The organism is Kitasatospora sp. NPDC059088, from assembly GCF_042738155.1.
Lineage (GTDB): Bacteria > Actinomycetota > Actinomycetes > Streptomycetales > Streptomycetaceae > Kitasatospora.
Window position 1 is genome coordinate 18,245 of record NZ_JBHYGR010000001.1, and the last position, 24,490, is coordinate 42,734.

23 protein-coding genes are annotated in these 24,490 nt (G+C 73.4%); 9 read left to right on the forward strand and 14 right to left on the reverse strand.

The annotated features are described in order from the left end of the window. Positions 1-46 precede the first annotated feature (46 nt). Together ACFWXO_RS00080 and ACFWXO_RS00085 are read right to left on the reverse strand one after the other, a co-directional pair. Entirely contained in the window at positions 47-1,180 is a 1,134-nt protein-coding gene (locus ACFWXO_RS00080) for an enoyl-CoA hydratase/isomerase family protein (RefSeq protein WP_380520870.1), read from the reverse strand. A gap of 189 nt (positions 1,181-1,369) precedes the next feature. Beyond that, positions 1,370-2,014 carry a TetR/AcrR family transcriptional regulator gene (locus ACFWXO_RS00085; RefSeq protein WP_380520872.1) on the reverse strand — a complete coding sequence of 215 codons (645 nt, stop codon included), beginning with the start codon at positions 2,012-2,014 and terminating at the stop codon, positions 1,370-1,372. A 95-nt stretch (positions 2,015-2,109) separates the two neighbouring features. Here ACFWXO_RS00085 and ACFWXO_RS00090 point away from each other — a divergent pair, with 95 nt between their 5' ends. Next, positions 2,110-2,883 carry an SDR family oxidoreductase gene (locus ACFWXO_RS00090; protein ID WP_380520874.1) on the forward strand — a complete coding sequence of 258 codons (774 nt, stop codon included), beginning with the start codon at positions 2,110-2,112 and terminating at the stop codon, positions 2,881-2,883. Positions 2,884-3,050: 167 nt separating this feature from the next. Here ACFWXO_RS00090 and fahA read toward each other — a convergent pair whose 3' ends face one another. From fahA to ACFWXO_RS00115, 5 genes are all read right to left on the reverse strand, one after another. Continuing rightward, on the reverse strand, positions 3,051-4,271 hold the full coding sequence (gene fahA / locus ACFWXO_RS00095) for a fumarylacetoacetase (protein ID WP_380520876.1): 1,221 nt from the start codon (positions 4,269-4,271) through the stop codon (positions 3,051-3,053). Continuing rightward, the gene (locus ACFWXO_RS00100; protein ID WP_380520878.1) at positions 4,268-5,137 is read right to left on the reverse strand and encodes a hypothetical protein; all 870 of its coding nucleotides are present in this window, start codon (positions 5,135-5,137) and stop codon (positions 4,268-4,270) included. The genes fahA and ACFWXO_RS00100 overlap by 4 nt, the downstream gene beginning before the upstream one ends. After that, entirely contained in the window at positions 5,134-6,336 is a 1,203-nt protein-coding gene (locus tag ACFWXO_RS00105; protein WP_380520880.1) for a homogentisate 1,2-dioxygenase, read from the reverse strand. Before ACFWXO_RS00105 ends, ACFWXO_RS00100 begins: the two co-directional genes overlap by 4 nt. A gap of 66 nt (positions 6,337-6,402) precedes the next feature. After that, positions 6,403-7,617, reverse strand: a complete 1,215-nt coding sequence (hppD, locus tag ACFWXO_RS00110; protein ID WP_375890714.1) for a 4-hydroxyphenylpyruvate dioxygenase — start codon at positions 7,615-7,617, stop codon at positions 6,403-6,405. A 269-nt stretch (positions 7,618-7,886) separates the two neighbouring features. After that, the gene (locus ACFWXO_RS00115) at positions 7,887-9,299 is read right to left on the reverse strand and encodes a phosphoribosyltransferase family protein (protein ID WP_380520883.1); all 1,413 of its coding nucleotides are present in this window, start codon (positions 9,297-9,299) and stop codon (positions 7,887-7,889) included. A gap of 348 nt (positions 9,300-9,647) precedes the next feature. Between ACFWXO_RS00115 and ACFWXO_RS00120 the strand changes: the two genes are divergently transcribed. From ACFWXO_RS00120 to ACFWXO_RS00130, 3 genes are read left to right on the forward strand one after another with little or no spacing between them, the layout of a single operon-like run. Continuing rightward, entirely contained in the window at positions 9,648-10,088 is a 441-nt protein-coding gene (locus ACFWXO_RS00120; protein WP_380520885.1) for a hypothetical protein, read from the forward strand. Beyond that, positions 10,085-10,495: a hypothetical protein gene (locus ACFWXO_RS00125; RefSeq protein ID WP_380520887.1), complete on the forward strand. Its 411-nt coding sequence runs from the start codon at positions 10,085-10,087 to the stop codon at positions 10,493-10,495. The genes ACFWXO_RS00120 and ACFWXO_RS00125 overlap by 4 nt, the downstream gene beginning before the upstream one ends. A 26-nt stretch (positions 10,496-10,521) precedes the next feature. Continuing rightward, positions 10,522-11,205 carry a hypothetical protein gene (locus ACFWXO_RS00130; RefSeq protein WP_380520889.1) on the forward strand — a complete coding sequence of 228 codons (684 nt, stop codon included), beginning with the start codon at positions 10,522-10,524 and terminating at the stop codon, positions 11,203-11,205. Between the two features lie 26 nt (positions 11,206-11,231). Here the strand turns inward: ACFWXO_RS00130 and ACFWXO_RS00135 are convergent, their stop codons facing one another. Both ACFWXO_RS00135 and ACFWXO_RS00140 read right to left on the reverse strand, forming a co-directional pair. Continuing rightward, positions 11,232-11,456, reverse strand: coding sequence for a hypothetical protein (locus ACFWXO_RS00135; RefSeq protein WP_380520891.1), 225 nt, complete (start codon positions 11,454-11,456; stop codon positions 11,232-11,234). A 178-nt stretch (positions 11,457-11,634) separates the two neighbouring features. Next, on the reverse strand, positions 11,635-13,734 hold the full coding sequence (locus ACFWXO_RS00140; RefSeq protein ID WP_380520893.1) for an ATP-binding protein: 2,100 nt from the start codon (positions 13,732-13,734) through the stop codon (positions 11,635-11,637). Between the two features lie 229 nt (positions 13,735-13,963). Between ACFWXO_RS00140 and ACFWXO_RS00145 the strand changes: the two genes are divergently transcribed. Then, positions 13,964-14,659 (forward strand): response regulator, encoded by a 696-nt coding sequence (locus ACFWXO_RS00145; protein ID WP_375890700.1) that lies wholly within the window; start codon positions 13,964-13,966, stop codon positions 14,657-14,659. Positions 14,660-14,857: 198 nt separating this feature from the next. Here ACFWXO_RS00145 and ACFWXO_RS00150 read toward each other — a convergent pair whose 3' ends face one another. Next, entirely contained in the window at positions 14,858-16,558 is a 1,701-nt protein-coding gene (locus tag ACFWXO_RS00150; protein ID WP_380520896.1) for an acyl-CoA dehydrogenase family protein, read from the reverse strand. 143 nt (positions 16,559-16,701) lie between these two features. Then, positions 16,702-17,268 (reverse strand): PadR family transcriptional regulator, encoded by a 567-nt coding sequence (locus ACFWXO_RS00155; protein WP_380395886.1) that lies wholly within the window; start codon positions 17,266-17,268, stop codon positions 16,702-16,704. Positions 17,269-17,456: 188 nt separating this feature from the next. On the opposite strand from ACFWXO_RS00155, the gene ACFWXO_RS00160 reads away from it, so the two are divergent. After that, entirely contained in the window at positions 17,457-17,927 is a 471-nt protein-coding gene (locus ACFWXO_RS00160; protein WP_380395887.1) for an SPW repeat protein, read from the forward strand. An 88-nt stretch (positions 17,928-18,015) separates the two neighbouring features. On the opposite strand, the gene ACFWXO_RS00165 is transcribed toward ACFWXO_RS00160, so the two are convergent. Together ACFWXO_RS00165 and ACFWXO_RS00170 are read right to left on the reverse strand one after the other, a co-directional pair. Then, a complete protein-coding gene (locus ACFWXO_RS00165; protein WP_375890692.1) occupies positions 18,016-19,422 on the reverse strand; it encodes a class II fumarate hydratase in 1,407 nt (468 codons plus the stop codon). Positions 19,423-19,475: 53 nt separating this feature from the next. Next, entirely contained in the window at positions 19,476-20,273 is a 798-nt protein-coding gene (locus ACFWXO_RS00170; RefSeq protein ID WP_380520901.1) for a carbon-nitrogen hydrolase family protein, read from the reverse strand. 295 nt (positions 20,274-20,568) lie between these two features. On the opposite strand from ACFWXO_RS00170, the gene ACFWXO_RS00175 reads away from it, so the two are divergent. Then, complete coding sequence (locus tag ACFWXO_RS00175; RefSeq protein ID WP_380520903.1) at positions 20,569-22,437, forward strand: cholesterol oxidase substrate-binding domain-containing protein; 1,869 nt, start codon at positions 20,569-20,571, stop codon at positions 22,435-22,437. Positions 22,438-22,537: 100 nt separating this feature from the next. Here ACFWXO_RS00175 and ACFWXO_RS00180 read toward each other — a convergent pair whose 3' ends face one another. Next, entirely contained in the window at positions 22,538-23,128 is a 591-nt protein-coding gene (locus tag ACFWXO_RS00180) for a helix-turn-helix domain-containing protein (RefSeq protein ID WP_375890687.1), read from the reverse strand. 197 nt (positions 23,129-23,325) lie between these two features. Between ACFWXO_RS00180 and ACFWXO_RS00185 the strand changes: the two genes are divergently transcribed. Then, positions 23,326-24,090, forward strand: coding sequence for an AzlC family ABC transporter permease (locus ACFWXO_RS00185; RefSeq protein ID WP_380520906.1), 765 nt, complete (start codon positions 23,326-23,328; stop codon positions 24,088-24,090). Continuing rightward, positions 24,090-24,398, forward strand: a complete 309-nt coding sequence (locus ACFWXO_RS00190; protein ID WP_375890767.1) for an AzlD domain-containing protein — start codon at positions 24,090-24,092, stop codon at positions 24,396-24,398. Before ACFWXO_RS00185 ends, ACFWXO_RS00190 begins: the two co-directional genes overlap by 1 nt. Positions 24,399-24,490 lie beyond the last annotated feature (92 nt).

Below are 24,490 nucleotides of genomic sequence, written 5' to 3' on the forward strand. Positions count from 1 at the left end.
GGTGGGCTTTCCGGCGGGGTGGGTGTTCCGGTGAGGGGCGGGCGGGTCAGGCGAGGCCCAACTCGTCGCCCTCGCGCGGGGCGAGGAAGCTCGCGACCTCGGCCTCCGTCACCTCGGCGAGCGTGCGCGGCGACCACTGCGGATCGCGGTCCTTGTCGATCACCTGGGCGCGGATGCCCTCGGCGAGGTCCGGCCGGTCGAGCGCGGCGCAGGAGATGCGGTACTCCTGGTCGAGCGCGGCCTCCAGCGAGGGCAGCGTACGGGCGCGGCGCAGTGCGGCCAGGGTGACCTTGACGGCGGTGGGGGAGTTCCCGAGCAGCAGTTCGGCGGCCTCCTTCGCCTCCGGCACGCCGGAGTCGAGCAGGCGCCGGACGATCTCCTCAACGGTGTCGGCCGCGTAGCAGGCGTCGATCCACTCCTGCTGAGCGGCCAATCCGGCGGGGCCGGTGGTCCCAGTGGTCCCGGTGGCTTCGCCGGCTCCGGTGGTTCCGGCGGTCGGCGCGGGCTCGGCGTGGGCGGCGACGGTCGCGGCCGGATCGGCGCCACCGGCGAGGGCGTCGAGCAGCTCGGGCAGGCGGGAGGACGGGACGAAGTGGTCCGCGAAACCGCACAGCAGCGCGTCGGCGGGGCCGATCGAGGCCGAGGTGAGCCCGAGGTGGGTGCCGAACTCGCCCGGGGCACGGGCGAGCAGGAGGCTGCCGCCGACGTCCGGGGTGAGCCCGATCCGGGTCTCGGGCATCGCGATCACGGAGCGCTCGGTGACGATCCGCACCGCGGCGTGGGCGGACAGGCCGATGCCGCCGCCCATGGTGATGCCGTCCATGACCGCGACGAAGGGCTTCGGGTAGCGGGCGATCAGCGCGTTCACCCGGTACTCGTCGCGGAAGAAGGCGCGGGTGCCGGCCCCGCCGGCCGTGACGTCGGCGTGCATCGCGCGCAGGTCCGCCCCCGCGCACAGGCCGCGCTCGCCGGCGCCGGTCAGGACGACGGCGCGCACCCGGTCGTCGGCGGCCCAGTCGTCCAGCGTCGCCCGGATGGCGGTGATCATGCCGTGGGTCAGGGAGTTGAGGGCCCGCGGACGGTTGAGCACGATCCGCCCGAGGCCGCCGTCGCCGTCCAGGACGGCCTGGACCTCCTGGACCTCCTGGACCGCTGCCGTCTCTGCCGCCCCTGCGCTCATCGGAACCGCTCCCGTCCCCTCGGTGATCTGGCTTGCCGCGGTCCACCGTACCGGGGCGGTGGGGCCGTTGTGATCACGAGGCCGCCCGGGCCTGCGGCCCCCCGGGTGGGGCAGCAGGGGCGGCCGGGGTGACGGTTGTGGCCGAGGTCGTAGCGGGCGCTCGTGGCGGGCGGCCGCGGCAGGTGGTGGCTACGGCCAGGCGCGCAGGGCGAGTTCGGCGACTCGGCCGAGCTCCTCGGCGGTGGCGCCGTCGCGGGCCTGCTGGGACATCCCCTGGATGACCGTGGCGAGATACCCGGCCAGCGCCTTCGGGTCGGTCCCGGGCGGCAGTTCGCCGTCCTGCCGGGCGGCGAGCAGCCGGTCCTCGAAGACCTGCCGGTTCCGGTTGCGCAGGTCGCGCAGGAGGGTCTGGACTCCGGCGTCCTGCGGGGTGACGTTGGTGGCGGCGCTGATCACCAGGCAGCCGGCGGGGTGGGACGGGTCCGGGTAGATCGCGGCGGCCTCGCGCAGGATCCGGGCGAAGGCGGCCCGGGCGCCGGTCTCCTCGGCCAGCGCGACGCCGACGAACGCGCCGACCGGGGAGTGCCCGTACCGGCGGACGACCTCCTCGAAGAGCGAGCGCTTGTCGCCGAAGGCGGCGTAGAGGCTGCCGGGGCGGATGCCCATGGCGGTGGTCAGGTCGGTGACGGAGGTGGCCTCGTAGCCGCGTTCCCAGAACAGCCGGGTCGCGGCGGACAGGGCCTCGTCCCGGTCGAAGGCGGGTGGCCGTCCGCGTCGGGGGCGGGGGGCCGGGCCGGCCGCCGGTGCGCTGTCGGGTGTCGCTGCCTCGGTCATGGATCGAATTTTAGAGCAGTCGCTCAAGAAGTGTGTGCTAGGTTCCTTTTTGAGCGATCGCTCAAGAAATGTGGACGCAGCAGGAGGGCTCGGTCATGGGTGCGTACGGACTCGAGGGCAAGGTGGCGCTGGTCACCGGCGGCAGCAGGGGGATCGGCCGGGCGATCGCCCGCCGGCTCGGACGGGACGGTGCCGTCGTCGCCGTCGGCTACGCCCGGGACGACGCGGCGGCACGGGAGGTGGTCGACGGGATCCGGGCCGACGGCGGGCGGGCCTTCGCGCTGCGCGCCGAACTGGGGCGGCACGGGGACGCGGCCGCGCTCTGGGCGGCCTTCGACGCGGAGGTCGGGGCGCACGCGCCCGGCGGCGGGGTCGACATCATCGTCAACAACGCCGGGATCGGACGCAGTTCGGACCTCGCGACACTGACCGAGGAGGGCTTCGACGAGGTGTTCGCGGTGAACGTCCGGGCGCCGTTCTTCGTGGTGCGGCACGGGCTGGAGCGGATGCGGGACGGCGGCCGGATCATCAACGTCTCCAGCGGGGCCGCCCGGCTGGCGATGCCGGAGATCATCGCCTACGGCGCGACCAAGGGCGCGCTCGACACCTTCACGCTCAACCTGGCCAAGCAGCTGGGCCCGCGCGGGATCACGGCGAACTCGGTCGCGCCCGGCGTGGTGGACACCGACGTCAACGCGGGTTGGCTGCGCGGCAACCCGCAGGCGGAGGCGCACGCGGCCTCGCTCACCGCGCTCGGCCGGGTCGGGCAGCCGGAGGACATCGCGGACATCGTCGCCTTCCTGGCCTCGGACGATGCGCGCTGGGTCACCGGGCGGGTCGTCGACGCCACGGGCGGCGCCGGGCTGTAGGCGGGGGCGGGCACAGGCGGGGCGGGGGTGGGGCGGGCGAACAACGAACAGCTGACAGATTTCAGATGATGAAATCTGTCAGCTGTTGTCCGTCGTCTGTTATCTGTTACTTGTCATCTGTCAGCCGTCGAGCCGTCGAGCCGCCGAGCCGCCGAGCCGCCGAGCCGTCAGCCCCGCACCCGCCCAGAGACCTCGCCGAAGCCGACCGGCACGCCGTCCGGCCCCGGGGCCGTCGCCGTGATGACGACCTCGTCGCCGTCCTCCAGGAAGGTCCGGGTGGTGCCGTCCGGCAGCTTGAGCGGCTCCTCGCCGTTCCAGGTCAGCTCGATCAGCGCGCCGCGGGTGTCCCGCTCCGGCCCGCTGACCGTCCCCGAGGCGAACAGGTCGCCGGTGCGCAGCGAGGCGCCGTTGACGGTCATGTGGGTCAGCTGCTGCTGCGCCGTCCAGTACATGGAGGCGAACGGCGGCCGCGACACCAGGTGCCCGTTCAGCCGGACCTCCATGGCCAGGTCCAGGCCCCACGGCTCGCCGCCGCGGTCGTCCAGGTACGCCGGCGGCTCGACGTCGCGCTCCGGCGGCGTGACCCGGGCGTGCTGGAGGGCGTCCAGCGGCACGATCCACGGCGAGATCGAGGTCGCGAAGGACTTGCCCAGGAAGGGGCCGAGCGGCACGTACTCCCAGGCCTGGATGTCGCGCGCCGACCAGTCGTTGAGCAGGCAGACGCCGAAGACGTGCTCGCGGAAGTCGTCCAGCACGACCGGTCGGCCCAGCTCGGACGGCGTGCCGACGACGAAGCCGACCTCGGCCTCGATGTCCAGCCGCCGGGTCGGCCCGAAGCTCGGCGCGGTGTCGGCGGGCGCCTTGCGCTGCCCGTGCGGGCGCACCACCGGCGTGCCGGAGACCACGACCGTGCCCGCTCGCCCGTGGTAACCGATGGGCAGGTGCTTCCAGTTGGGCGTGAGCGGCTCCGAGCCCGGGCGGAAGATCCGGCCCAGGTTGGTGGCGTGGTGCTCGGAGGCGTAGAAGTCGACGTAGTCCGCGACCTCGAACGGCAGGTGCAGTTCGACCTCGTCGGCCGGCAGCAGCGCCGGCGACAGCGCCTCCCGGAACGTCTCGTCGGTGAGCCAGGTGGTGAGGTCGGCGCGCACCTGCGTCCACACCGAACGACCGCCCGCCATCAGCGGGTTGAGCGAGTCCGCGTCCAGCAGGACGGACGGCGCCCCGGCCGCTCGGGCGGCGGCCCCGGCGTCCAGCACGAAGTCCCCGACGCGCACGCCGATCCGGCGCCGCCCGGGCCGGTCGGCCGCGGTGAAGACGCCGTACGGCAGGTTGTGCACGCCGAACGGCGAGTCCTGGGCGCTGGCCAGCCAGCTGCGGGGGGTGCTCAACGGTCCTCCTGGAGGAGTGGACTGGGCGACAGCAGGCCGAGCGCGGCCAGGTCGTCCAGGGGTTCGGCGACGCTGCAGGTGCCGAACGCGGTGAACGAGTTGCGGATCACCGTAACCTGGTGCCCGGTGAGGGCGTGGACGGCCTTGGCCAGTACCTCGCCGTCGCGTTCGGCCAGGACCGCGGCGGCTGCCGCGCGGTCGGTCTCCTGGGCGGCCAGCAGCACGTTGAGGAAGCCGTGGTGCTCGAAGCCGGTCACCGGGTCGGTGTGCCGGACGGCGTTGTGCAGTCCGGCCGTGCACTTGTACGGCAGGCCGCGCTGCGCGCAGCCGGTGAGGAAGGCGGCCAGTTCGTCCTCGTCCGGGAAGGACTCCGCGACGACCCCGCCGGTGCGGAACTTCGCCCGGTAGGCGCTGTCGACCAGGGCGTCCAGGGTCTCCTCCAGGCCGTCCCCGCGCAGGAGTTCGCGCGGCAGCTCGACGGCGGCCGGCACGTCCGGCGGCAGCAGCCGGTCCAGTTCGGCCACGGCCTCCCGCACGTCCCGGGTGGCGAGTTCGACGCCCGCGAGCTCGAACGGTGCGGCGGCGGTGAGCGCCGGCCCGAGCTCGGCGCTGCCCCCCGGCAGCACGAGCCCGACCCTGAGCGGCCCGGTGCCCGCCACCGCCGCGGCCAGTTCGCCCAACCGGCCCGCCCCGCACAGGAACGGGCCGACCGCGTCGGCGTACCAGGCCGTGCGGTGGACGCGGTGCGCGGGCACCGCCTCGACGACCGGCAGGTTCCCCGGGGGGAACACCGCCGCGTCGTCGAAGAGGCCGCGGAACAGCTCCGGGACCGGCGAAGCCTGTGCCGGCGAGCCGTCGGCGCTCATCGCGCGGGCCCCCGACCCGCCCAGGTCCAGGCGTAGTTGGCGTCCTCGCTCGCCCGCCCGCCCTCGCCGAGCTCCAGCGGGCGGAAGGTGTCCACCATGACGGCCAGTTCGTCGAAGAACTCCGCGCCGATGCTGCGTTCGTAGGCGCCCGGCTGCGGCCCGTGGGTGTGCCCGCCCGGGTGCAGCGAGATCGAGCCCTGGGCGATGCCGGAGCCCTTGCGGGCCGCGTAGTCGCCGCCGCAGTAGAACATCACCTCGTCGCTGTCCACGTTGGCGTGGTAGTAGGGCACCGGGATCGACAGCGGGTGGTAGTCCACCTTGCGGGGAACGAAGTTGCAGATCACGAAGTTGTTGCCCTCGAACACCTGGTGGGCCGGCGGCGGCTGGTGGATCCGCCCGGTGATCGGCTCGAAGTCCCGGATGTTGAAGGCGTACGGGTACAGGCAGCCGTCCCAGCCGACCACGTCGAAGGGGTGGTGCGGCACGGTGTAGCGGGTGCCCGCGACCCCGTTCGGGCCGCGGTGCTTGACCAGCACGTCGACGTCGCCGTCGGCGTCGACCACCAGCGGCCCGACCGGCCCGCGGAAGTCCCGCTCGCAGTACGGCGCGTGCTCCAGCAGCTGCCCGTACTTGGAGAGGTAGCGCTTGACCGGGGTGATGTGGCTGTTGGCCTCGATGCAGTAGGCGCGCAGCGGTTCGTCCCCGGTCGGCACCCAGCGGTGGGTGGTGGCGCGCGGGATGATCACGTAGTCGCCCTGGCCGACCTCGATCGAGCCGAAGACCGTCTCGACCGTGCCCGCGCCGGACTCCACGTACACGCACTCGTCGCCGAGCCCGTTGCGGTACAGCTCGCTCGGGGCCCCGGCGGCGACGTACGAGATCCGCACGTCGCCGTTGCCGAGGACGAGCCGGCGGCTTCCGACGACGTCCGCGGACTTCCACTCCTGGTCCGCGAACAGCTCGTGCAGCTTGAGGTGGCGGGGGAGCAGGGGATGGTTGGGCACCGTGGACTGGTCGGGCAGCTCCCACGGCACCGCGTCGACCACCGCCGAGGGGATGCCCCGGTGGTAGAGCAGCGAGGAGTCGGAGGAGAAGCCCTCCTCGCCCATCAACTCCTCGTAGTACAGCCCGCCTTCGGGTGTGCGGTGCTGGGTGTGCCGCTTGGGCGGGATGCTGCCCAGCTGCCGGTAGTACGCCATCTCCGTGCTCCTCCTCGACGCCTCGAACGTCCGTCAGGGCCGCCGTCAATCAGGGTAGGCCGACGCTCACAGGTTGCCGCGACGGTCCTGCTCGCGCTCGATGGACTCGAACAGCGCCTTGAAGTTGCCCTTGCCGAAGCCCAGCGAACCGTGCCGCTCGATGAACTCGTAGAAGACGGTCGGACGGTCGCCGATCGGCTTGGTGAAGATCTGCAGCAGGTAGCCGTCCTCGTCGCGGTCGACCAGGATGCCGCGCTTCTTCAACTCCTCGATCGGCACCCGCACCTTGCCGATGCGCTCCCGCAGCTCCGGGTCGTCGTAGTAGGCGTCCGGGGTGTTGAGGAACTCGACGCCGCGCGAGCGCAGCACGTCGACGGTGGTGAGGATGTCGTTGGTGGCGAGTGCCATGTGCTGGCAGCCGGGGCCGGTGTAGAACTCCAGGTACTCGTCGATCTGGGACTTCTTCTTGGCGATGGCCGGCTCGTTGAGCGGGAACTTCACCCGGTGGTTGCCGCTGGCGACGACCTTGGACATCAGGGCGGAGTACTCGGTGGCGATGTCGTCGCCGACGAACTCGGCCATGTTCACGAAGCCCATGACCCGGTTGTAGAACTGGACCCACTCGTCCATCCGGCCCAGCTCGACGTTGCCGACGGCGTGGTCGAGGGCCTGGAACAGGCGCTTGGGGGTGCCCTCCGGGCGGGTGACGCTGCTCTTCGCCACGACGTAGCCCGGCAGGTACGGGCCCTGGTAGCGGGAGCGGTCGATCAGGGTGTGGCGGGTCTCGCCGTAGGTGGCGATGGCCGCGCGGCGCACGGTGCCGTTCTCGTCCGAGACGTCGTTCGGCTCCTCCAGGACGGTGGCGCCGCTGGCCCGGGCGTGCTCGATGCACTTGTCGACGTCCGGGACCTCCAGGGCGAGGTCGACCACGCCGTCGCCGTGCCGGCGGTGGTGGTCCAGCAGCGCGCTGTCCGGCTGGACGCCGCCCTTGATCACGAAGCGGCAGGAGCCGGAGCGCAGCACGTAGGCCTTGCGGTCGCGGCGGCCGGTCTCCGGGCCGGAGTAGGCGACCAGCTCCATGCCGAACACGACCTGGTAGAACTGGGCCGTCTGGGTGGCGTTGCCGACCACGAAGACGACCGCGTCCTGGGCGGTGACCGGGAACGGGTCGGAGGCCTGGTCGTGCTCGACGAGGCCGACGAGGCGGCGCAGCTGGTCGGCGTCGAGGCCGGCCTCGCGCTCCTCGGGGGTCAGCTCAAGGGCGTGGGACTGCGGGGTCATCGCTCGTTCCTCCAGTCAGGGCCTCGGCGTTGAGGCTTCCGGGGGTGTTCGGGGGCCTTGCGGCCCGCCGGGTCGGATCGCGTGGATCGCGGCCGCACGGCGACGGGTGGGCGGTGCGGTTGCGGAGAGCTTGCTCCTGTCGTGGGGGTTGGGCAACAGGTCGGTTTTTCACTGCTCAATGTGTACAAGCTGGCCAGGAAATCCCGGCTTCGGCTGCGCAAAATGCGCTGCCTCCGGGCGGTCGCCGCCCGAATTCTGTGCAGCCGCACCTACCGGTCCACGGGGCCGGGCCCGTCGGCGGGCGGGAGGTGGCGCAGGAACCAGTCCCCGGCCAGCTCAGCGGCCTGGTCGAGGGTGCCGGGCTCCTCGAACAGATGGCTCGCGCGCGGCACCACCACCAGCTCGCCCACGCCGCCCAGCCGGGCCAGGGCCCGCCGGTTGAGGTCCAGCACGGCGGTGTCCAGCGCGCCGACCACGAGCAGCGTCGGCGCGTCCACCCGGGCCAGCACGTCCGGCCCGGCGAGGTCCGGCCGCCCGCCCCGGGAGACCACGGCACCTACCGCGGGGCCCAGTTCGGCGGCCGTGTACAGCGCGGCGGCCGCGCCGGTGCTGGCGCCGAACAGCCCCAGCGGCAGCCCGCGGGCCCCCTCGGTGCGCCCCAGCTCCTCGGCCACGGCGGTCAGCCGCGAACCGAGCAGGGCGACGTCGAACACCTTGCGCCGGTCCGGCTCCTCGGCCTCGGTGAGCAGGTCGAACAGCAGGGTGCCCAGCCCGCGGCGGTTCAGGTGCCGGGCGACGTGCCGGTTGCGCGGACTGCGCCGGCCGCTGCCGCTGCCGCTGCCGTGCGCGAAGACCACTGCCGCGCGGGCCCCGGCCGGCACGGTCAGCCGGCCGGTCAGCCGGACCCCGGCGACGGCCAGCGGCAGCTCGCGGTCGATGCCGTTCCCGTCGGGTGGCTCCTCGTCGGGCGGCTCCTCGTCGTGCGGTTGGCGGTCGTGCGGTTCGCCGTTGGGTGGCTCCCCGTCGGGCGGTCCGCGCCGGGCCTCGGCCAGCAGCCGCAGCACCTCCTCGTCGCCGGTCTGCGTGAAGTCGGCGTAGAACTCGCCGATCGCGAAGAACGGCGACGGCGTGTCGACGCAGACCAGCTCGTCGGCGACCTCGGACAGCCGATCCGTCCAGTCCCGCGGCGCCACCGGGACGGCCAGCACCACCCGCGCCGCCCCGCGCGCCCGGACGATCCGGCAGGCGGCCCGGGCGGTCGAGCCGGTGGCGACGCCGTCGTCCACCACGACCACCGTGCGCCCGCGCAGGTCCGCCGCCGGGCGGTCGCCCCGGTAGCGCAGCGCCCGGCGCTCCAACTCGGCGCGCTCGCGCCGCTCCACCTGCGCCAGCTGCCCGTCACCCACCCCGGCGAGCCGGATGACCTGCTCGTTCAGCACCCGGACGCCGTCCTCGCCGATCGCCCCCATGCCCAGCTCGGGCTGGTACGGCACGCCCAGCTTGCGGATCACGCAGATGTCCAGCGGCGCACCGAGCGCCGCCGCCACCTCGGCCGCCACCGGTACGCCGCCCCGGGGCAGGGCGACCACCACGGTGCCGGGGCCGGCGAGGTGGCCGAGCCGGCCGGCCAGGCGGCGGCCGGCCTCTGCGCGGTCGGTGAAGGGGGTTCCGGTGACGTGCATTCCACGGCCTCCGGGTTCCACCGTACGCCGGTCCGGTACACCGGTCCCGGGCGTCGCTGCGGGGGGTTCGGTGGGCTGTCCGGCGGCCGCCTGCTGGGGGCCGTACGGGGGGCGTGCGGGGCCCGGTGGGACAGGGGGCGGGACCGGGGTGGGACCGGCGCGGCCACGGGCCCGGGACCGCGACGGGCACCGCCCGGGACTTCGCGCGTACGGGCCCGGGACGGTCCGGCCGCGCGGCCGGGAACGGGACGGGACGACACCCCCGTGCGACCGGGACGGCGGGCGGCGGAACGTGGTGCGCAGAGGCGGCCCGCAGAGCCCGCCCAGAGCACCGAAGGAGCGTCCGAGATGCCGGGCACCGTCATCACCGACCTGCGCCGCCGCGGCTGCGCCGTCGACCCCGGAGGCCTGCTCGCGGGACCGCTGCGCGCCGTCGGCCTGCAGTGGCTCGAACCGGGACGGAGCGCCGAGGTGACCGCCGAGGGCGTCGAGCACGCGCTGTACGTCACCGCGGGCTCCGGCCTCGCCGCCTTGCCGGAGGACGTCGTGCACCCCGACCACCCCGAGCGCGCCGACACCGGCCTGCCGCTGGTCGAGGGCACCGCCGTCGTGCTCCCGCTCGGCGCGCGGACCGTCCTGACCGCCGGAACGGCCGGACTGGAGTACTTCCACGCCGTCCTGGCCGTCCCCCCGTCCGCGGAGCCGGCCGCCGAACCCTCCCCCGAAGTACCCGAAGGACTCGAAGAACCCGAAGTACCCGAAGTACCCGAAGAAGGTGACCAGAGGTGATCGTCACCACCGACACCGGCTCCGCCATGGTCCTGCTCGGCCCGAACGGGGAGCGGGTCCGGATCCGCTCACTGGCCCGTCGTGCCATGCTCGCCAGCGCCTGCGAGGCCTTCGACCACCTGCGGCTGAGCCCGGGCGCCCATCACGTCCTGCCCGGGCGGCCCGACGCCGAGACGGTACTGCACGTCCTGCGCGGCGCCGCCGTCATCGGGCAACTCGCCGACCAGCCGGACCATTTGGCCTCGGACGGCGACCTGCTGCTGGCCCGCAGGGGCCGCACCCTGCGGATCGAGGCCGGCCCGCTCGGCGCGGAACTGCTCTGCCTCACCCTGGCCGTGCCCCGCCACCGCGCCGGCACCCGGGCTTCCCTCGCCCACCGTCGCGCCGAACGCCGCGACCGGCCCTGACCTTCACCGTTCTCCGGGAGCCACTTGTGATCCTCGTCCCCGCTGCCGTCCCGCGCACCGCGCCCGTCTTCCAGCGGCTGATCGACCCCGGGCGCCGTCCGGCCGTCCGTGCCGCGCTGACCGTCGAGACCCTGCCGCCCGGCGTCCTGGTCGAGCAACTTCCTTGCGAACCGGTCGAGTCGGTCACCGTGGTGCTGGCCGGACGGCTGTCCGCGGGCGGCCGGATCCTGTCCCCGGGCGAGGCGCTGCACCACCCGCCCGGCAGCAGTCACCGGCTCACCGCCGTGCGCGGCGCACCGACCGCCGTGCTCACCGTCCGGCCGGTCCTGTCCGCAGCCGACATCCCCGTCCAGCGCGGCGGTTCGCGAGCCCTCGGGCCCGTCCGGTCCGCCCGGCGGATCGCCGTCGACACCGTGCTGCTCGCCCCCGGCGGGCAGCACGGGCCGTACGCCGTGGCCGCGGTGGACACGTTCCTGGTGCTGCTCTCCGGCGCCGACGCCCGCCTCGCTCTCGGCGACCGTGAAGTGCCCTTGTTCCCAGGTGACTTGGTCTACCTCCGGGCCGGTGAGCGGTACGTCCTGCGGGCCGGTGCGGGTGAGCCGGTGGCCGCCGTGCGTGGCCGGGTCGGCGCGGTTCTGGGACCTGAACAGGACCTCGAACCCATGCGAACGGGGCAGGCCCGTCCGCACAGTGGTGGGCAGAGCGATTGATCGATCGGATCGGCCGCTCGGAAGAATCAGGAGTACCACCTCATGTCCACGAACACCGCGACTGCCTCGACGACTGCGACCATGATGATCTGTACGGCTGGAGTGCTGGCGGGCGTGATCGCGGCAGCCCTGGCACTGCGCAAGGTCTGTTCCGGCTCCGCCTCGGAGTCGATCGGGCGTTCCGGGTCGAAGTCCGGCACGGTCACGCCGAAGGATTGCCCGTTCGGATGCGGGCCCGGCCAGTAGCTCACCCCGGCCGCCCCCTCTTCCGACTGACAGATGACAACGAACAGCTGACAGATTTCAACATCTGTCAGCTGTTCGTTGTCATCTGTCAGCTGTTATCCGTCGGCTCTCGCCCGCTGCCGGCTGCCCGCTGCCCGCCGCCCGCTCGCACCGCCACCCCCGGGCCCGCTAGTGCTGAGCCCGCTACCGGTTGGCCGCCGCCGAGCGCGGCAGCACCGCCAGTACCTGCGTGCCGTGCTGCTGGGGCAGCGGTCCGACGGTGCAGCGGCCGCCGATCTCCGCGGCCCGGTCCGCCATCGACCGCAGGCCGACCCCGCCGCCGGGCGGTTCGTCGACGGTCTCGGTCTCCCGGTACCCGACCCCGTCGTCCTGCACGGTCAGCGTCAGCGCCTCGTCGTCCACCCGGAGCGCCACCCGCACGGTCCGGGCCCGGGCGTGCCGCAGCACGTTGTTGAGCGCCTCCGCGCTGATGCGGTAGGCCGCGACCTCCACCGCCGCCGCCAGCTCCGGCAGCGGCTCCGGCGAGACCTCGACCGTCACGGTCAGCCCGGCCCCGCTGAAGTTGTCCGCCAGCTGCCGGACCGCCCGGGCCAGTCCGAGTTCGCCCAGCGGCGCCGGCCCGAGCCGGTCGGTGATCCGGCGGACCTCCTGGATCGCCATCCCCAGGCCCTCGGAGACCGTGTGCAGCGGGTCCGCGAGCCCGCCCTCCGCCGTCGAGGCCGCGTTGTCCACCCGCAGTCGCAGGCCGGCCAGGGCCGGTCCGAGCCCGTCGTGGATGTCCCGCCGCAGCCACCGTCGTTCCTCCTCCCGGGCGGCGATGATCTGCTCCCGGCTGGCCAGCAGGTCCTCCTGGAGCTGCAGGGAGGCGACGGCGGGCGAGGCCTGGTCGGCGAGCGAGCGCAGGATGTCGACGTCGGTCGCCGCCAGCCGCTCCTCGCCCGTCCGCAGCCCGACGGTCAACTCGCCGATCGGCAGCCCGTTGTGGACGAGCGCGAAGCCCTGGCTGCGGCCGTTCAGCCGCCCGGCGGTGGCCAGCGTGCGCCGTCCGGCCCGGGTGGTGACGGCCAGGGTGACGCCGGGCAGTTTGAGTTCCTCGGCGACCGTCGCGCACAGCGCCGCCGGCAGCTGCTCCGGGTCGACGACCTGCCGCACCCGCCCCGCGAGCGTGCGCAGCACCTGGTAGGGCTGCGCGCGTTCGCCGTAGTACAGCCGGTCCACCACGGCGACGGCTCGTCGCGCCGCCTTCGGCAGGGTGGCGCCGAGCGCGTACACCAGGGCGATCAGCAGCAGGGCGGGCCCACCGCGCCCCGGTAGCAGCGAGTTGGACAGTGCGGCGGCGGCCACCACGAACAGTCCGGTGACGCCGGTGCCCAGCAACAGCCCGATCAGGACGCTGCGGGCCGCCCGGTCGAGCCGCCAGCCGTGGTCCCGGATCACCAGGAAGCCGATCGCGACGGCCCAGACCGCCCCCGCCGCGGTGAACAGCCAGTAGCTGAGCCAGTAGTGGTCGGCCCGGTTGCGCATGTAGAAGTCCTGCAGCGCGACCCAGAGCACGTACGCCCCGAGCATGCCCGCCACCCGCAGCCGGTGCCGACGGGTCTCGGCCGCGTCGCGCCCCGGGACGGCGGCCGGCCGCAGCAGCCGGGACAGCAGGACCAGCGTGACGAACCCGAGCACGCACTCGCTGATCAGCAGGTCGTGGCCGCCCAGTCCGTCGACCACTCTCACGGCGAGGTGCGCCGGCGGGCTGTCGGCCAGCGGATTGGTCCGCCCGTAGGTCGTCGGGTCGGCGAGGCCCTGGGCCACCTCGGCGTTCACCCACACGCCGACGGCCCCGATGAACCACCACCATCGCCGCGTCGTCAGCCGTCCGCTCGGCAGCCAGAGCGGCAGCGCGTAGATGAGCGTCGTCCTGACCGCGCTGAGCACCGTGTCGAAGGCCAGCACGGCGCCGGCGATGCCCGGGTCGCGGACCTCGACCCAGAGCGGTGCGGCCGCCACCCGGGGGAGGATGTTGGTGAGCGCGTAGACGAGCATCACCCAGCCGAGCGGGCTGCCCGGGCGGTGCGCGTGGAGCAGCATGCCGGCCCCGGCGGTCGGCAGGGCGTAGACCAGGATGGCGAGTTCGTCGCGGGGGTGGGAGACGCCCGGTTCGCCGAGGTGGACGAGCACGTAGCAGATCCACACCGTCGCCGAGACGAAGCAGAGCGCGGTGACGACCGCGGCGGCGGTCAGTTGCCGCTCGGCCCGGGTGCGGCGCGGGGGAGAGGAGACCGTGATCATGGCACCACCTCGGTTCTCGACAGCGGGTGTTCCGCCGGCCGCGTCGTGGTCCGCCGGCGCCTCGTCCCCAGGGTGTCCGGTCCCAGTCTGCTCGGCCCGGTGTCCCGGTCGCCTGAGGCAGCGGTCACGCATTCCGGGCGGGACGGCGGTGGGCGCCACCCCCGCCGTGCGGACGACCTCCGGGCATGTCACGGAGAGTCACGTGATCGCCGCTGCTAGTGTCGGCCGGGTGGATGAACACCAGCTGGTCGCACCCTCCGGCCCGGCGGGCGGGGCGGCACCCGTTCGGGTACTGATCGTCGACGATCACCCCCTCTTTCGGGAGGGGCTCAAGGCGGCGCTGGAGAGTGCCGAGGGCGTCACCGTGGTGGCCGAGGCCGAGCGGGTCGCCGATGTCCCGGACGCGGTCGCCCGACACAGCCCGAACGTGGTGATCATGGACCTCTCCCTGCCCGACGGCTCCGGGCTTGAGGCCGTCCGCCGGCTCTCCGGCCAGGAGCAGTCCCCGCCGGTGCTGATGCTGACCATGTCGGACGACGACGGCAACCTGCTCGCCGCGCTCCAGGCGGGCGCCCGCGGCTACCTGGTCAAGGGCGCGGGGCGCGAGGAGGTGCTGCACGCCGTCCGGACGGTCGCCGCGGGCGGCGCGGTGTTCGGCGGCGAGGTCGCCGGGCGGATCACGGCGCTGCTGGCCGGGGCGAAGATGCGCGAGGCCGGGCAGCTCTTCCCCGACCTCACCGCCCGCGAGGCCGAGGTGCTGGACCTGGTGGCGCGCGGCCACGACAACCGGCGGATCGCCCGGGAGCTCGTGGTCGCGGAGAAGACCGTCCGCAACCACGTCACCCACATCTTCGAGAAACTGCACGTCGCGACCCGCGCGGAGGCCGTCGCCCGGGCCCGCGACATGGGGCTCGGCGACGGCTGAAACCGCCCCCGACGGGGGAGCGCCGCAGCCGTGCGGGGGGGGGGGGGGGCCCGCGCCCCCCCCCGCGGGGCGGCGCGCCCCCGCCCCACCCCCCCCCGGGGGGGGCCCCCGGGCGGGGGGGGGGGGCGGCGGCCCCCCCCCCCCCCCCCCCCGGAGTCGTCCTGGTCCCACCGGACCTACGACTGCGTCACCATTGCGTCACGGCTGCATCTCGTACGCGCCCGAGAGCGCCTCGACCCGCGCCCACACCTTCGCGGCGCGCTCGGCGTCCGCCACCGGGCGGCGCACGTTGGCCAGCGCCCAGGCGGCCTGCTCCTCGGTGGCGGAGGCCTTGCCGTGCAGCTCGGTCGCGTGCGCGGAGAAGTCGCGGACCAGCGCGTCGAACACCTGGTCCAGGACATCGGCGTCGAGGCCGGTCAGCTCGGCCTGCTCCAGCACCAGCTGGCCGTAGACGATCAGCGCGAACAGCTGGCCGATCTCCAGCAGGAAGTCCAGGTCGGCCTGCTGCTCCTTGCTCGGCGCGTGCTTGAGCAGCAACTCGCAGAAGCCGTCGGCCTGCTCGCGGAAACGGGCGACGTTCGGCAGCTGGGCGTGCCGGTCGTAGGCGGCGCGCCAGTCGTGGAAGCGGATCGCGCCGAGGCCGCGGGCCGGGCCCTGGTGGAACAGGAAGGCGTCGTCGGCGGCGTCCAGCCGGGTCGGCACCGGCGGGTACTCGGCGGGTGCGAACAGGTAGTTGCCCATGAACTTGAGGATCAGCGCCAGGTTGACGTGGACCGTGCCCTCCAGCTTCGGCAGGCCGCGGATGTCCTTGGCGGCCTTGTCGAAGTAGGTGTCCGCCTCGAAGCCCTTGGCCGCGATGACGTCCCACATCAGGTCGATGACCTTCTCGCCCTCGGTGGTGACCTTCATCTTGGTCATCGGATTGAAGAGCAGGTAGCGGCGGTCCTCGGCGGAGGCCGTGCGGAAGTAGTCGACGGCCCGCGCGCTGAACAGCTTCATCGCCACCAGACGGGCGTACGCGTCGGTCAACTCCCGCCGCACGTGCGGGAAGTCGGTGACCTTGCGGCCGTACAGCACCCGGTTGTGGGCGTGCGTGACGGCCTCGTACATCGCGTGCTCGCAGATGCCGACCGAGGCGGTGCAGAGGTTGAACTTGCCGACGTTGACGGTGTTCAGCGCGGCGTCGAAGGCGGCCTGCCCGGTGTGCAGCACGTCCTCGGCCCGGACCGGGTAGTCCTCCAGACGGAACTCGCTGACGTACATCTGGGCGTTCACGACGTTCTTGACCAGGTGGTACGCGTCGTGGCGGCTGTCGGCGGCGAAGAAGACGTAGCCCTCGGGGCCCTCGACGTCCGAGCGGCGGCCGAACACCGAGACCAGGCCGGCCACGTTGCCGTTGCCGATGTAGTACTTGGGGCCGGTCGCGGTGAAGCCGCCCTCGCCGTCCGGGGTGAGGATCATGTCGGTGGAGTAGATGTCGGCGCCGTGGGAGCGCTCGGACAGGCCGAAGGCCATCACGTGGCCCTCGGCGAGGAGCTTGGCGGCGCGGGCCCGGACGGCCTCGTTCTCGCTCTGCCAGACCGGGCCGAGGCCCAGGATGGTGACCTGCCAGGTGTACCAGTAGCCGAGGCCGTAGAAGCCGAGGATCTCGTTCAGCTCGGCGATCCGCGCGGTGTCCCAGCGCTTGTCGGCGTCGGCCGCGGACGGGGTCAGGAACTCCGCGAACAGGCCCTCCCGGGCGGCGAATTCGAGGAAGTCGCCGTACCAGGCGCGGTCGATGTAGGTGTCGATGAGCGCCTTCTTGCCGCGGGACTCGAACCAGTCGACGGTCGCGCGCAGCAGCCGGCGGGTCGGCTCGTCGAACTGCGCGGGGTCGTAGGTGCGCGGGTTGAAGAGCATCGGGGGCTCCCAGGGGGTCGAGGGTGTGAGGACTCGGCGGGGCGGGGTGCGGCGGGCGGGTGGACGGACGGCGGCGAACAGAGTTCAGAAGACAGATGTCAGCGAACAGATTTCAGATTTCAAACTCTGTCATCTGTTATCTGTCATCTGTGATCTGTTCCCCGTCCGTCCTCCGCGAGCCGGCGCAGGGTGGCGAGCACGTCGTCCAGCCAGGCGAGGGTCATCCGCTCGAACTCGATGCCGCCGCGCAGCACGACGTGCTGGAGCTCCTGCCGGGTGTCCAGCGCGGTGAGGTCGGGGAAGTCCCGCTGCTCGCCGTGCAGGTAGCGGGCGAGGAGGGCGGCGTGGCTGTCGCGGTGCCGCTCGACCTCGGAGATCAGCGCGGCCGGGTCGTCGAAGGCGGCGGCCCGGATCTTGACCGCGAGCTCGTGCCGTACGGTCTCCGGTTCGACCGGTTCGCGCAGCCAGTCGGCCAGCGCGGCCCGTCCGGGCCCGGCCGCCGAGTAGACCTTCTTGTCCGGGCGGCCGTCCTGCGCGACCTCCTCGGCGGCGACCCAGCCGTCCGCCTCCATCCGCCGCAGCACCCGGTAGATCTGCTGGTGGGTGGCGGTCCAGAAGCGTCCGATGGAGCGGTCGAAGCGCCGGGCCAGTTCGTACCCGGAGCCGGGCTGCTCCAGCAGCGAGACGAGGATCGCGTGCTCCAGTGCCATGCCCAGCATCCTGCTATGCAACGAGTTGCATAGGCAATGGGCCCTCGGAGTGTTGAGACGCAGGTCACCGGCGTGATCGGATGGTTATCGGTCATTCCGGACTATCAGGTGCAAAACCTTGGAGAAGCGCCAGAATAGGTACGGGGCTTGCCCCTTCCCATGGTCCGAAACCACAGGAGGTGGTATCGGTGGCAACCCATGTGCCGACAGGCATGGAGCACCACCCGGACATCGTCGAACTCCGGGAACACTACGAGCGGGTCACCTCGACCCCCCGCGCCCAGGGCGTCGAAGCCCTGGCCGTTCTGGCCGGCCTGTTCCTCGCGGCATCGCCGTGGATCGTCGGCTTCACCGCGTTCAGCACCCTGACCGTGACCTGCCTGATCGTCGGGCTGGCCTACACGGCACTGATGGCCGGCTACGGCTCGGCCTACGAGCGCACCCACGCGAGGGCCTGGGCCGCCGCCGCGCTCGGTATCTGGACGATCATCTCTCCCTGGGCCGTCTCCGGGTCCGTCGCGCACGGCAAGAACATCGTCACCTGCGTCATCGTCGGTGCCGTGATGTTCCTGCTCGGACTCGCGGCGATCTCGATGGCCACGATCACGTCGAACGGAGCAGCGATGCGGCTCGGCCGGGCCGGCCGCGCCAAGGGCTGACCTTCCCCGCAGCCCGCGTCCGGGGCACGGAGGGCACTCGTGCCCGCCGCGCCCCGGCGCACCGGCCGACGAGGCCGGGCCGGGCCGGCTACGGGTGCGTCATCCGCAGCACGTCCAGCGCCCGGTCCAGCTCCTCCTCGGTGAGCGCGCCCCGCTCGACGTACCCGCGTTCCAGCACCACCTGGCGGATGGTCTTCCGCTCGGCCAGCGCCTGCTTGGCGACCTTCGCCGCCTCCTCGTACCCGATGTAGCGGTTCAGCGGCGTCACCACCGAGGGCGAGGACTCCGCGTACTCGCGGGCCCGTTCGACGTTCGCGGTGATGCCGTCCACCGTCCGGTCCGCCAGCAGCCGGGCGCTGTTGGCCAGCAGCCGCACCGACTCCAGCACGTTGCGGGCGATCACCGGGAGCATCACGTTCAGCTCGAAGTTGCCGCTCGCGCCGGCCAGCGTCACCGTCGCGTCGTTGCCCACCACCTGGGCGGCGACCATCAGCACCACCTCGGGCAGCACCGGGTTCACCTTGCCCGGCATGATGGACGAACCGGGCTGCAGGTCCGGCAGGTTGATCTCGCCCAGGCCGGTGCGCGGACCGGAGCCCATCCACCGCAGGTCGTTCGCGATCTTCGTGAACCCCACCGCCACCGTGCGCAGTTGGCCGCTCAGCTCGACCAGCGCGTCCCGCGCGCCCTGCGCCTCGAAGTGGTCGCGGGCCTCGGTCAGCGGCAGCCCGGTGGCCCGGGCGACCTCCTCGATGACGGCCGCCGGGAACCCGGGCGGGGTGTTGATGCCGGTGCCCACCGCCGTTCCGCCGAGCGGCAGTTCGGCGACCCGGGGGAGGGTCGCCAGCAGCCGCTCCCGCCCGTGCCGCACCTGGGCCGCGTAGCCGCCGAACTCCTGGCCGAGGGTGACGGGCGTGGCGTCCATCAGGTGCGTACGGCCGGACTTGACCACCTGCGCGAACTCGACCGACTTGCGCTCCAGCGCCTCCGCCAGGTGCTCCAGCGCCGGGATCAGGTCGTGGGTGACGGCGGCGGTGGCGGCGATGTGGATCGAGGACGGGAACACGTCGTTGGACGACTGGCTGGCGTTCACCTGGTCGTTCGGGTGGACCGGCCGCCCCAGCCGTTCGCCGGCCAGGGTGGCGATCACCTCGTTGGCGTTCATGTTGGACGAGGTGCCCGAACCGGTCTGGAACACGTCCACCGGGAACTCGTCGTCCCAGCGGCCCTCCGCGACCTCCTCGGCGGCCGCCGCGATCGCCCCGGCCGTCTCCTCGTCCAGGACCCCGAGGCGGGCGTTCACCCGCGCCGCGGCCGCCTTGACCCGGGCCAGCGCGGCGATGTGCGCGCGCTCCAGCCGTTGGCCGGACACCGGGAAGTTCTCCACCGCCCGCTGCGTCTGCGCCTGCCACTTCGCGGCCGCCGGCACCCGCACCTCGCCCATCGAGTCGTGCTCGACCCGGTACTCCTGCGGCCTCTCCCGCTCGTCACCCATCGCGCGCTGCACCTCCTGTACGGGCCGGTCCGGCCCGGTCACGGGACTTCCGATCACCACAGCCGCTCGCGGGCCCCGGGTATTTCCACCCGCAGCAGCCCACCCGGCTCGGCGCCGAGCTGCCCGACGACCGTGCCGTCCGGGGCCCACACGCCGGAGCGGCCCGAGGTCTCCGCGAACTCGCCGCTGGCCCCGGCACTGGTGGACAGTACGCCCCAGACCCCGTGCGCGCCGGTCCGCTCCCGCAGGTGCCCGGCGAGCCGCTCGGCCTGCGCGGGGCCGGGACCGTACAGGGTGGAGGCGACGTAGGCGTCGATGCCGAGGGCGGCGGTCTCCTCGGCGTGGGCCGGGTCGGCGGCGTCGGCGCACACCGCCAGGCCGAGCCGCAGGCCGTCCAGCTCCAGCACGACGGGCCGCTCGCCGGGGCTGAACCGGCCGAGCTCCGGCCCGTGCAGCCGCATCTTGCGGTAGACGACCCGGGCGCCCCCGCCGGTGACCGCCAGGGTGGCGATGGACTCGCGCCCGTCGGCCTCCGCGACCGGCGCGCCGACCAGCGCCAGGGCGCCGGTGGCGCCGCAGGCCTCGACCAGCGGGGCGAGCCGGGCGTCCGCCGGGTCGACGGCGGGGGCGGTCAGGTCGTAGCCGGTCAGGGACAGCTCGGGGAACACCACCAGTCGGGTCCCCGCCTCCCGGACGGCCGCGGCGTGCCGTCCGGCGTTGACGGCCAGGGTGTCCGGACGGCCGGGGGCGGCGCAGACGGGCTGGGCGACGGTGACCGTGACGGCGGCGGGGGTGGCGGGCGCGGTGCCGACGTCGGCGAGCGGCGCGGACGCAGGCGCGGACGAGGGCACGGCGGAGCCTCCGGCGGGCGGGGGAGTCGATGGTCAAGATCAACCTATGCGTCCCTCGGACGGCCGGGCAACAGTTCGGCGACCGCCGAAACCACGCCGCCCCGCCCCGCCGACCGCACCAGGTGGACGGCCCTCGGCCGTTCGCGCCATGATCACTCGAACGAGTGAGATCCCGGCCGGAACGCTTCAAACGGTCGTACGGCACTTCGTACGCTCCTGACCGGGTCGGGCGGATTCCGACCGCCCCGGAGCGCCGCGATCCGGCCCGGGGAAACCGACGCAGGGGGCGGACCGGATGACCACAGAACACGACGGCAACGACACCCACCGCGGCCTGACCAGACGGCAGCTGCTCGGCGCCTCCGCGGCGCTCGGCGGCGCCGCCTGGCTGCTGCGCGGCACCATCGGCCCCGACAGCGCCGAGGCGGCCACGCCAGTACCGCCCGGCCTTCCCGCCGGCACCGAGCTGTACCAGCGGGTGTTCCAGAACTGGTCCGGCGAGATCCGCACCGACCAGCTGTGGACCTGCGCACCGCGCACCCCCGAAGAGGTCCCGGCCCTCGCCGACTGGGCGCACGCCAACGGCTGGCGGCTGCGCGCCACCGGCTACCGGCACACCTGGGCCCCGCTCACCGTCGCCAACGGCACCCCGGCCGACGCCCGCGTCCTGCTCGTGGACACCAACCGGTACCTCACGGCCATCACCGCCGACTCACCCACCACCGTGCGGGCGCAGACCGGCGCGAGCATGGACGCGCTGCTCACCCACCTGTCCGACCGGGGCCTCGGCCTGACGGCCTGCCCGGCGCCGGGCGACCTCACCGTCGGCGGAGTGCTCGCCATCGGCGGCCACGGCACCGCCACCGGCGCCGGCGGCGAACTGCGGCCGGACGGGCACGGCTACGGCTCGGTCAGCAACCAGGTGGTCAAGCTCACCGCCGTCGTCCTCGACCCGGCGACCGGCCGCTACGCGCTGCGCACCTTCGACCGCACCGAGGCCGACAGCGCCGCGTTCCTGGTGCACCTCGGCCGCGCCTTCCTCACCGAGGTCGTGCTGCGCGTCGGAGCCGACCGCCCGCTGCGCTGCGTCAGCCGGCTGGACATCCCGGCGAGCGACCTGTTCGCCCGCCCCGGCACCCCCACCGGCGGCGGCGGACTGCTCGGCGGACTGCTGGGCGGCGGCGGGGGCCCGCGCACCCTCGCCGACTTCGTCGAGCGCGACGGCCGGGTCGAGGCGATCTGGTTCGCCTACACCGACTACCCGTGGCTCAAGACCTGGACCGTCGCCCCGAGCAAGCCGCTCGCCTCCCGGGCCGTCGACCAGCCCTACAACTACCCCTTCTCGGACAGCATTCCGGAACCGGTCGCCCGACTGGCCGGCCAAATCATCTCCGGCGCCTGGGGATCGGCCCCGCTGTTCGGCCAACTCCAGTACCTCATCGCCAAGGTGGCGCTCACCGGCGACCTCACCGACGTCCTGCTCTCCGGCGGACTGCTGCGTGACCTGCTCACCGGCGACCTGATCACCCACCTGCTCGCCGGCGGCCTGCGCTCCGACCTCTGGGGCCCCTCGCGCGCCCTGCTGCAGTACGTCCGGCCCACCACGCTGCGGGTCACCGCCAACGGCTACGCGATCCTGACCAAGCGCGCCGACCTGCAGTGGGTGGTCAGCGAATTCGCCGCCTACTACCGGCAGTTGCTCGGCGAGTACCAGGCCAGGGGCGAGTTCCCGGTGAACGGCGCGGTGGAGATCCGGGTCACCGGCCTGGACGACCCGTCCTACTCCGGCGTCCCCGGCGCCCGGCCGCCGCTGCTGTCCGCGCTGCGCCCCCGGGCGGACCGCCCGGAGTGGGACACCGCGGTCTGGCTCGACGTCCTCGCCTTCCCCGGCACGCCCGGACTGGAGCGCTTCGCCCGGGACTTGGAGCAGTGGCTGCTGCGCACCTTCGACGGCACCCGGGCCGGGGCGAGGGTCGAGTGGTCCAAGGGGTGGGCGTACACGGCGGACGCCGCCTGGTCCGACCAGGACGTGATCGGCCGGGCCATTCCCGACAGCCTGCGCGCCGGGGGCGGGCCCGGCTGGGACGAGGCGGTCGCCACGCTCGACCGGTACGACCCGCACCGGGTGTTCGGGAACCCGTTCCTGGACGGGCTGTTGAAGTAACGGCGAACGGCGAACGGCGAACGGCTGACAGAGAACAGGCAACAGATGACAGCTGACAGATTTCGAAATCTGTCAGCTGTCATCTGTTGGCCGTCACCCGTCAGATGTGCTCCATCACGATCACCGCGAGGGTGTCCGGGGCCAGTGCGCGGAAGACGTGGGGGGCGTCCCCGGGATAGCTGATGTAGTCGCCAGGGCCGAGTTCGACCGGCGTCTCGGTCGGGCCGACCAGGGCCCGGCCCGAGCCGATCAACACGTGCTCGACGGTGCCGGGCATATGGGGCTCGGAAGCCCTGGTGTCGCCCGGCTGGGCCTCGATCCGGTAGATGTCGCGCCGGGCGTTCGGCGGGCAGGAGGAGAGCACCGTGGCCGCGTAGTTGGCCTGCTCGGAGTGGGTCACCGGGCCCTCGCCGGCCCGGAGCACCTTGACGGTGGGGCGCGGCGGGTCGACCAGCCTGCTGAACGGCACGTTCAGCGCGACCCCCAGCGCCCAGAGCGTCTCCACGCTGGGGTTGCCCGCGCCCGACTCCAGCTGCGAGAGCGTCGACTTGGCGATGCCGGCGCGGCGGGCCAGCTCGGCCATCGACAGTCCGCTGCGTTCGCGTTCGCGCCGGATGGACGCGGCGATCTGGCCGATCAGCTCCGCACCGGAGCCGTTGGCGCCCTCGGGTCGGGTGGTCCGGTCACTCATGCTCGCCACTCACGCTTTCTCCAGGCTCCTTCGGTCGGCTTCCCGCTGGTGGTGCCGTTCATGCTGCCACGCCGGCCCCCGGGGGGTCGGGGTCATGGGGCCATGGGGCATGGGGTTGCGGGACCCAAGGGCGTTCGTCATATCGGTCCTCCCGTTCGCCTTGACGAACATGGGCTTCCCGGTTCATTCTGATGAACATGCGTTCGCTACTCCGAACACTCGAACATGCGACCCTCCGCGACATCGCCCTGGTCTGCCTCGCCGACGCACTCGTCGGCGCCTCCTTCGGCGCGATCAGCGTCTCCGGCGGCCTGCCGCTCTGGGTGCCGACCGCCCTCTCCGTCCTGGTCTTCGCGGGCGGCTCGCAGTTCGCGGCCGTCGGCGTGGTGCTGTCCGGTGGCGGCGTGCTCGCGGCCGTCGCCACCGGGCTGGTGCTCAACGCCCGGCTGCTCCCGTTCGGGTTCGCGGTCGCCGACGTACTCCAGGGCCCCTGGTGGCAAAGGCTGTTCGGGGCGCAGATGCTCACCGACGAGAGTGCGGCCTTCGCGCTCCAGCAGCACGAACCGCGCCGCCGCCGGGCGGCGTTCTGGGTCTGCGGGGTCTCGCTGTTCGTGGTGTGGAACGTGGCGGTGCTGCTCGGCGGCCTCGCCGGCGGACTGATCGGGGACACCGGCGCGCTCGGGCTGGACGCGGCCTTCCCCGCCGTGCTGCTCGCACTGGTGCTGCCCTCGCTCACCGACCGCGCGACTCGTACGGCCGCGGTGGTGGGCGCGGTGGTGGCCGTCGCGGCCACGCCCTTCGTGCCGGGCGGGCTGCCGGTGCTCCTGGCCCTGGTCGGGCTGCTGTTCGCCGGGCGGCCCGGGGCGGGGTCGGAACCAGGGGAGCCGGGGGAGCTGGGGGAACCGGGGGAACCGGGAGAGCAGGCGGTCGCCCCGGCGGCCGTGAAGGAGGAGGTCCGATGATGCCGCTGTACGCGATCCTGCTGCTGGCCGCCGGGACGTACGCCTACCGGGTGGCCGGCCCACTGCTCGGGCACCGGCTCGCGCTCTCCGCGCGGGTCCGGCACCTGCTGGCGGTCGCGGCGGCGGTACTGCTGGTCGCACTGGTCGCGACCGGCGCGCTGACCCAGGGGCACGGCTTCGCCGGGTGGGCCCGTCCGGCGGGGGTGCTGGTCGCGGGCGTGCTCGCGTGGCGCCGGGCACCCTTCCCGGTGGTGGTCGTGGCCGGGGCGGCGACGGCGGCGCTGCTGAGGCTGTGCGGAGTGTGGTGACGGCGGACGGCGGAGGGGGGTGTGTTGGGGGGGTGGGGGAGTTAGAGGTGAAGATAGATATATATATAAGTGAAAAAAAAATCTATATAATG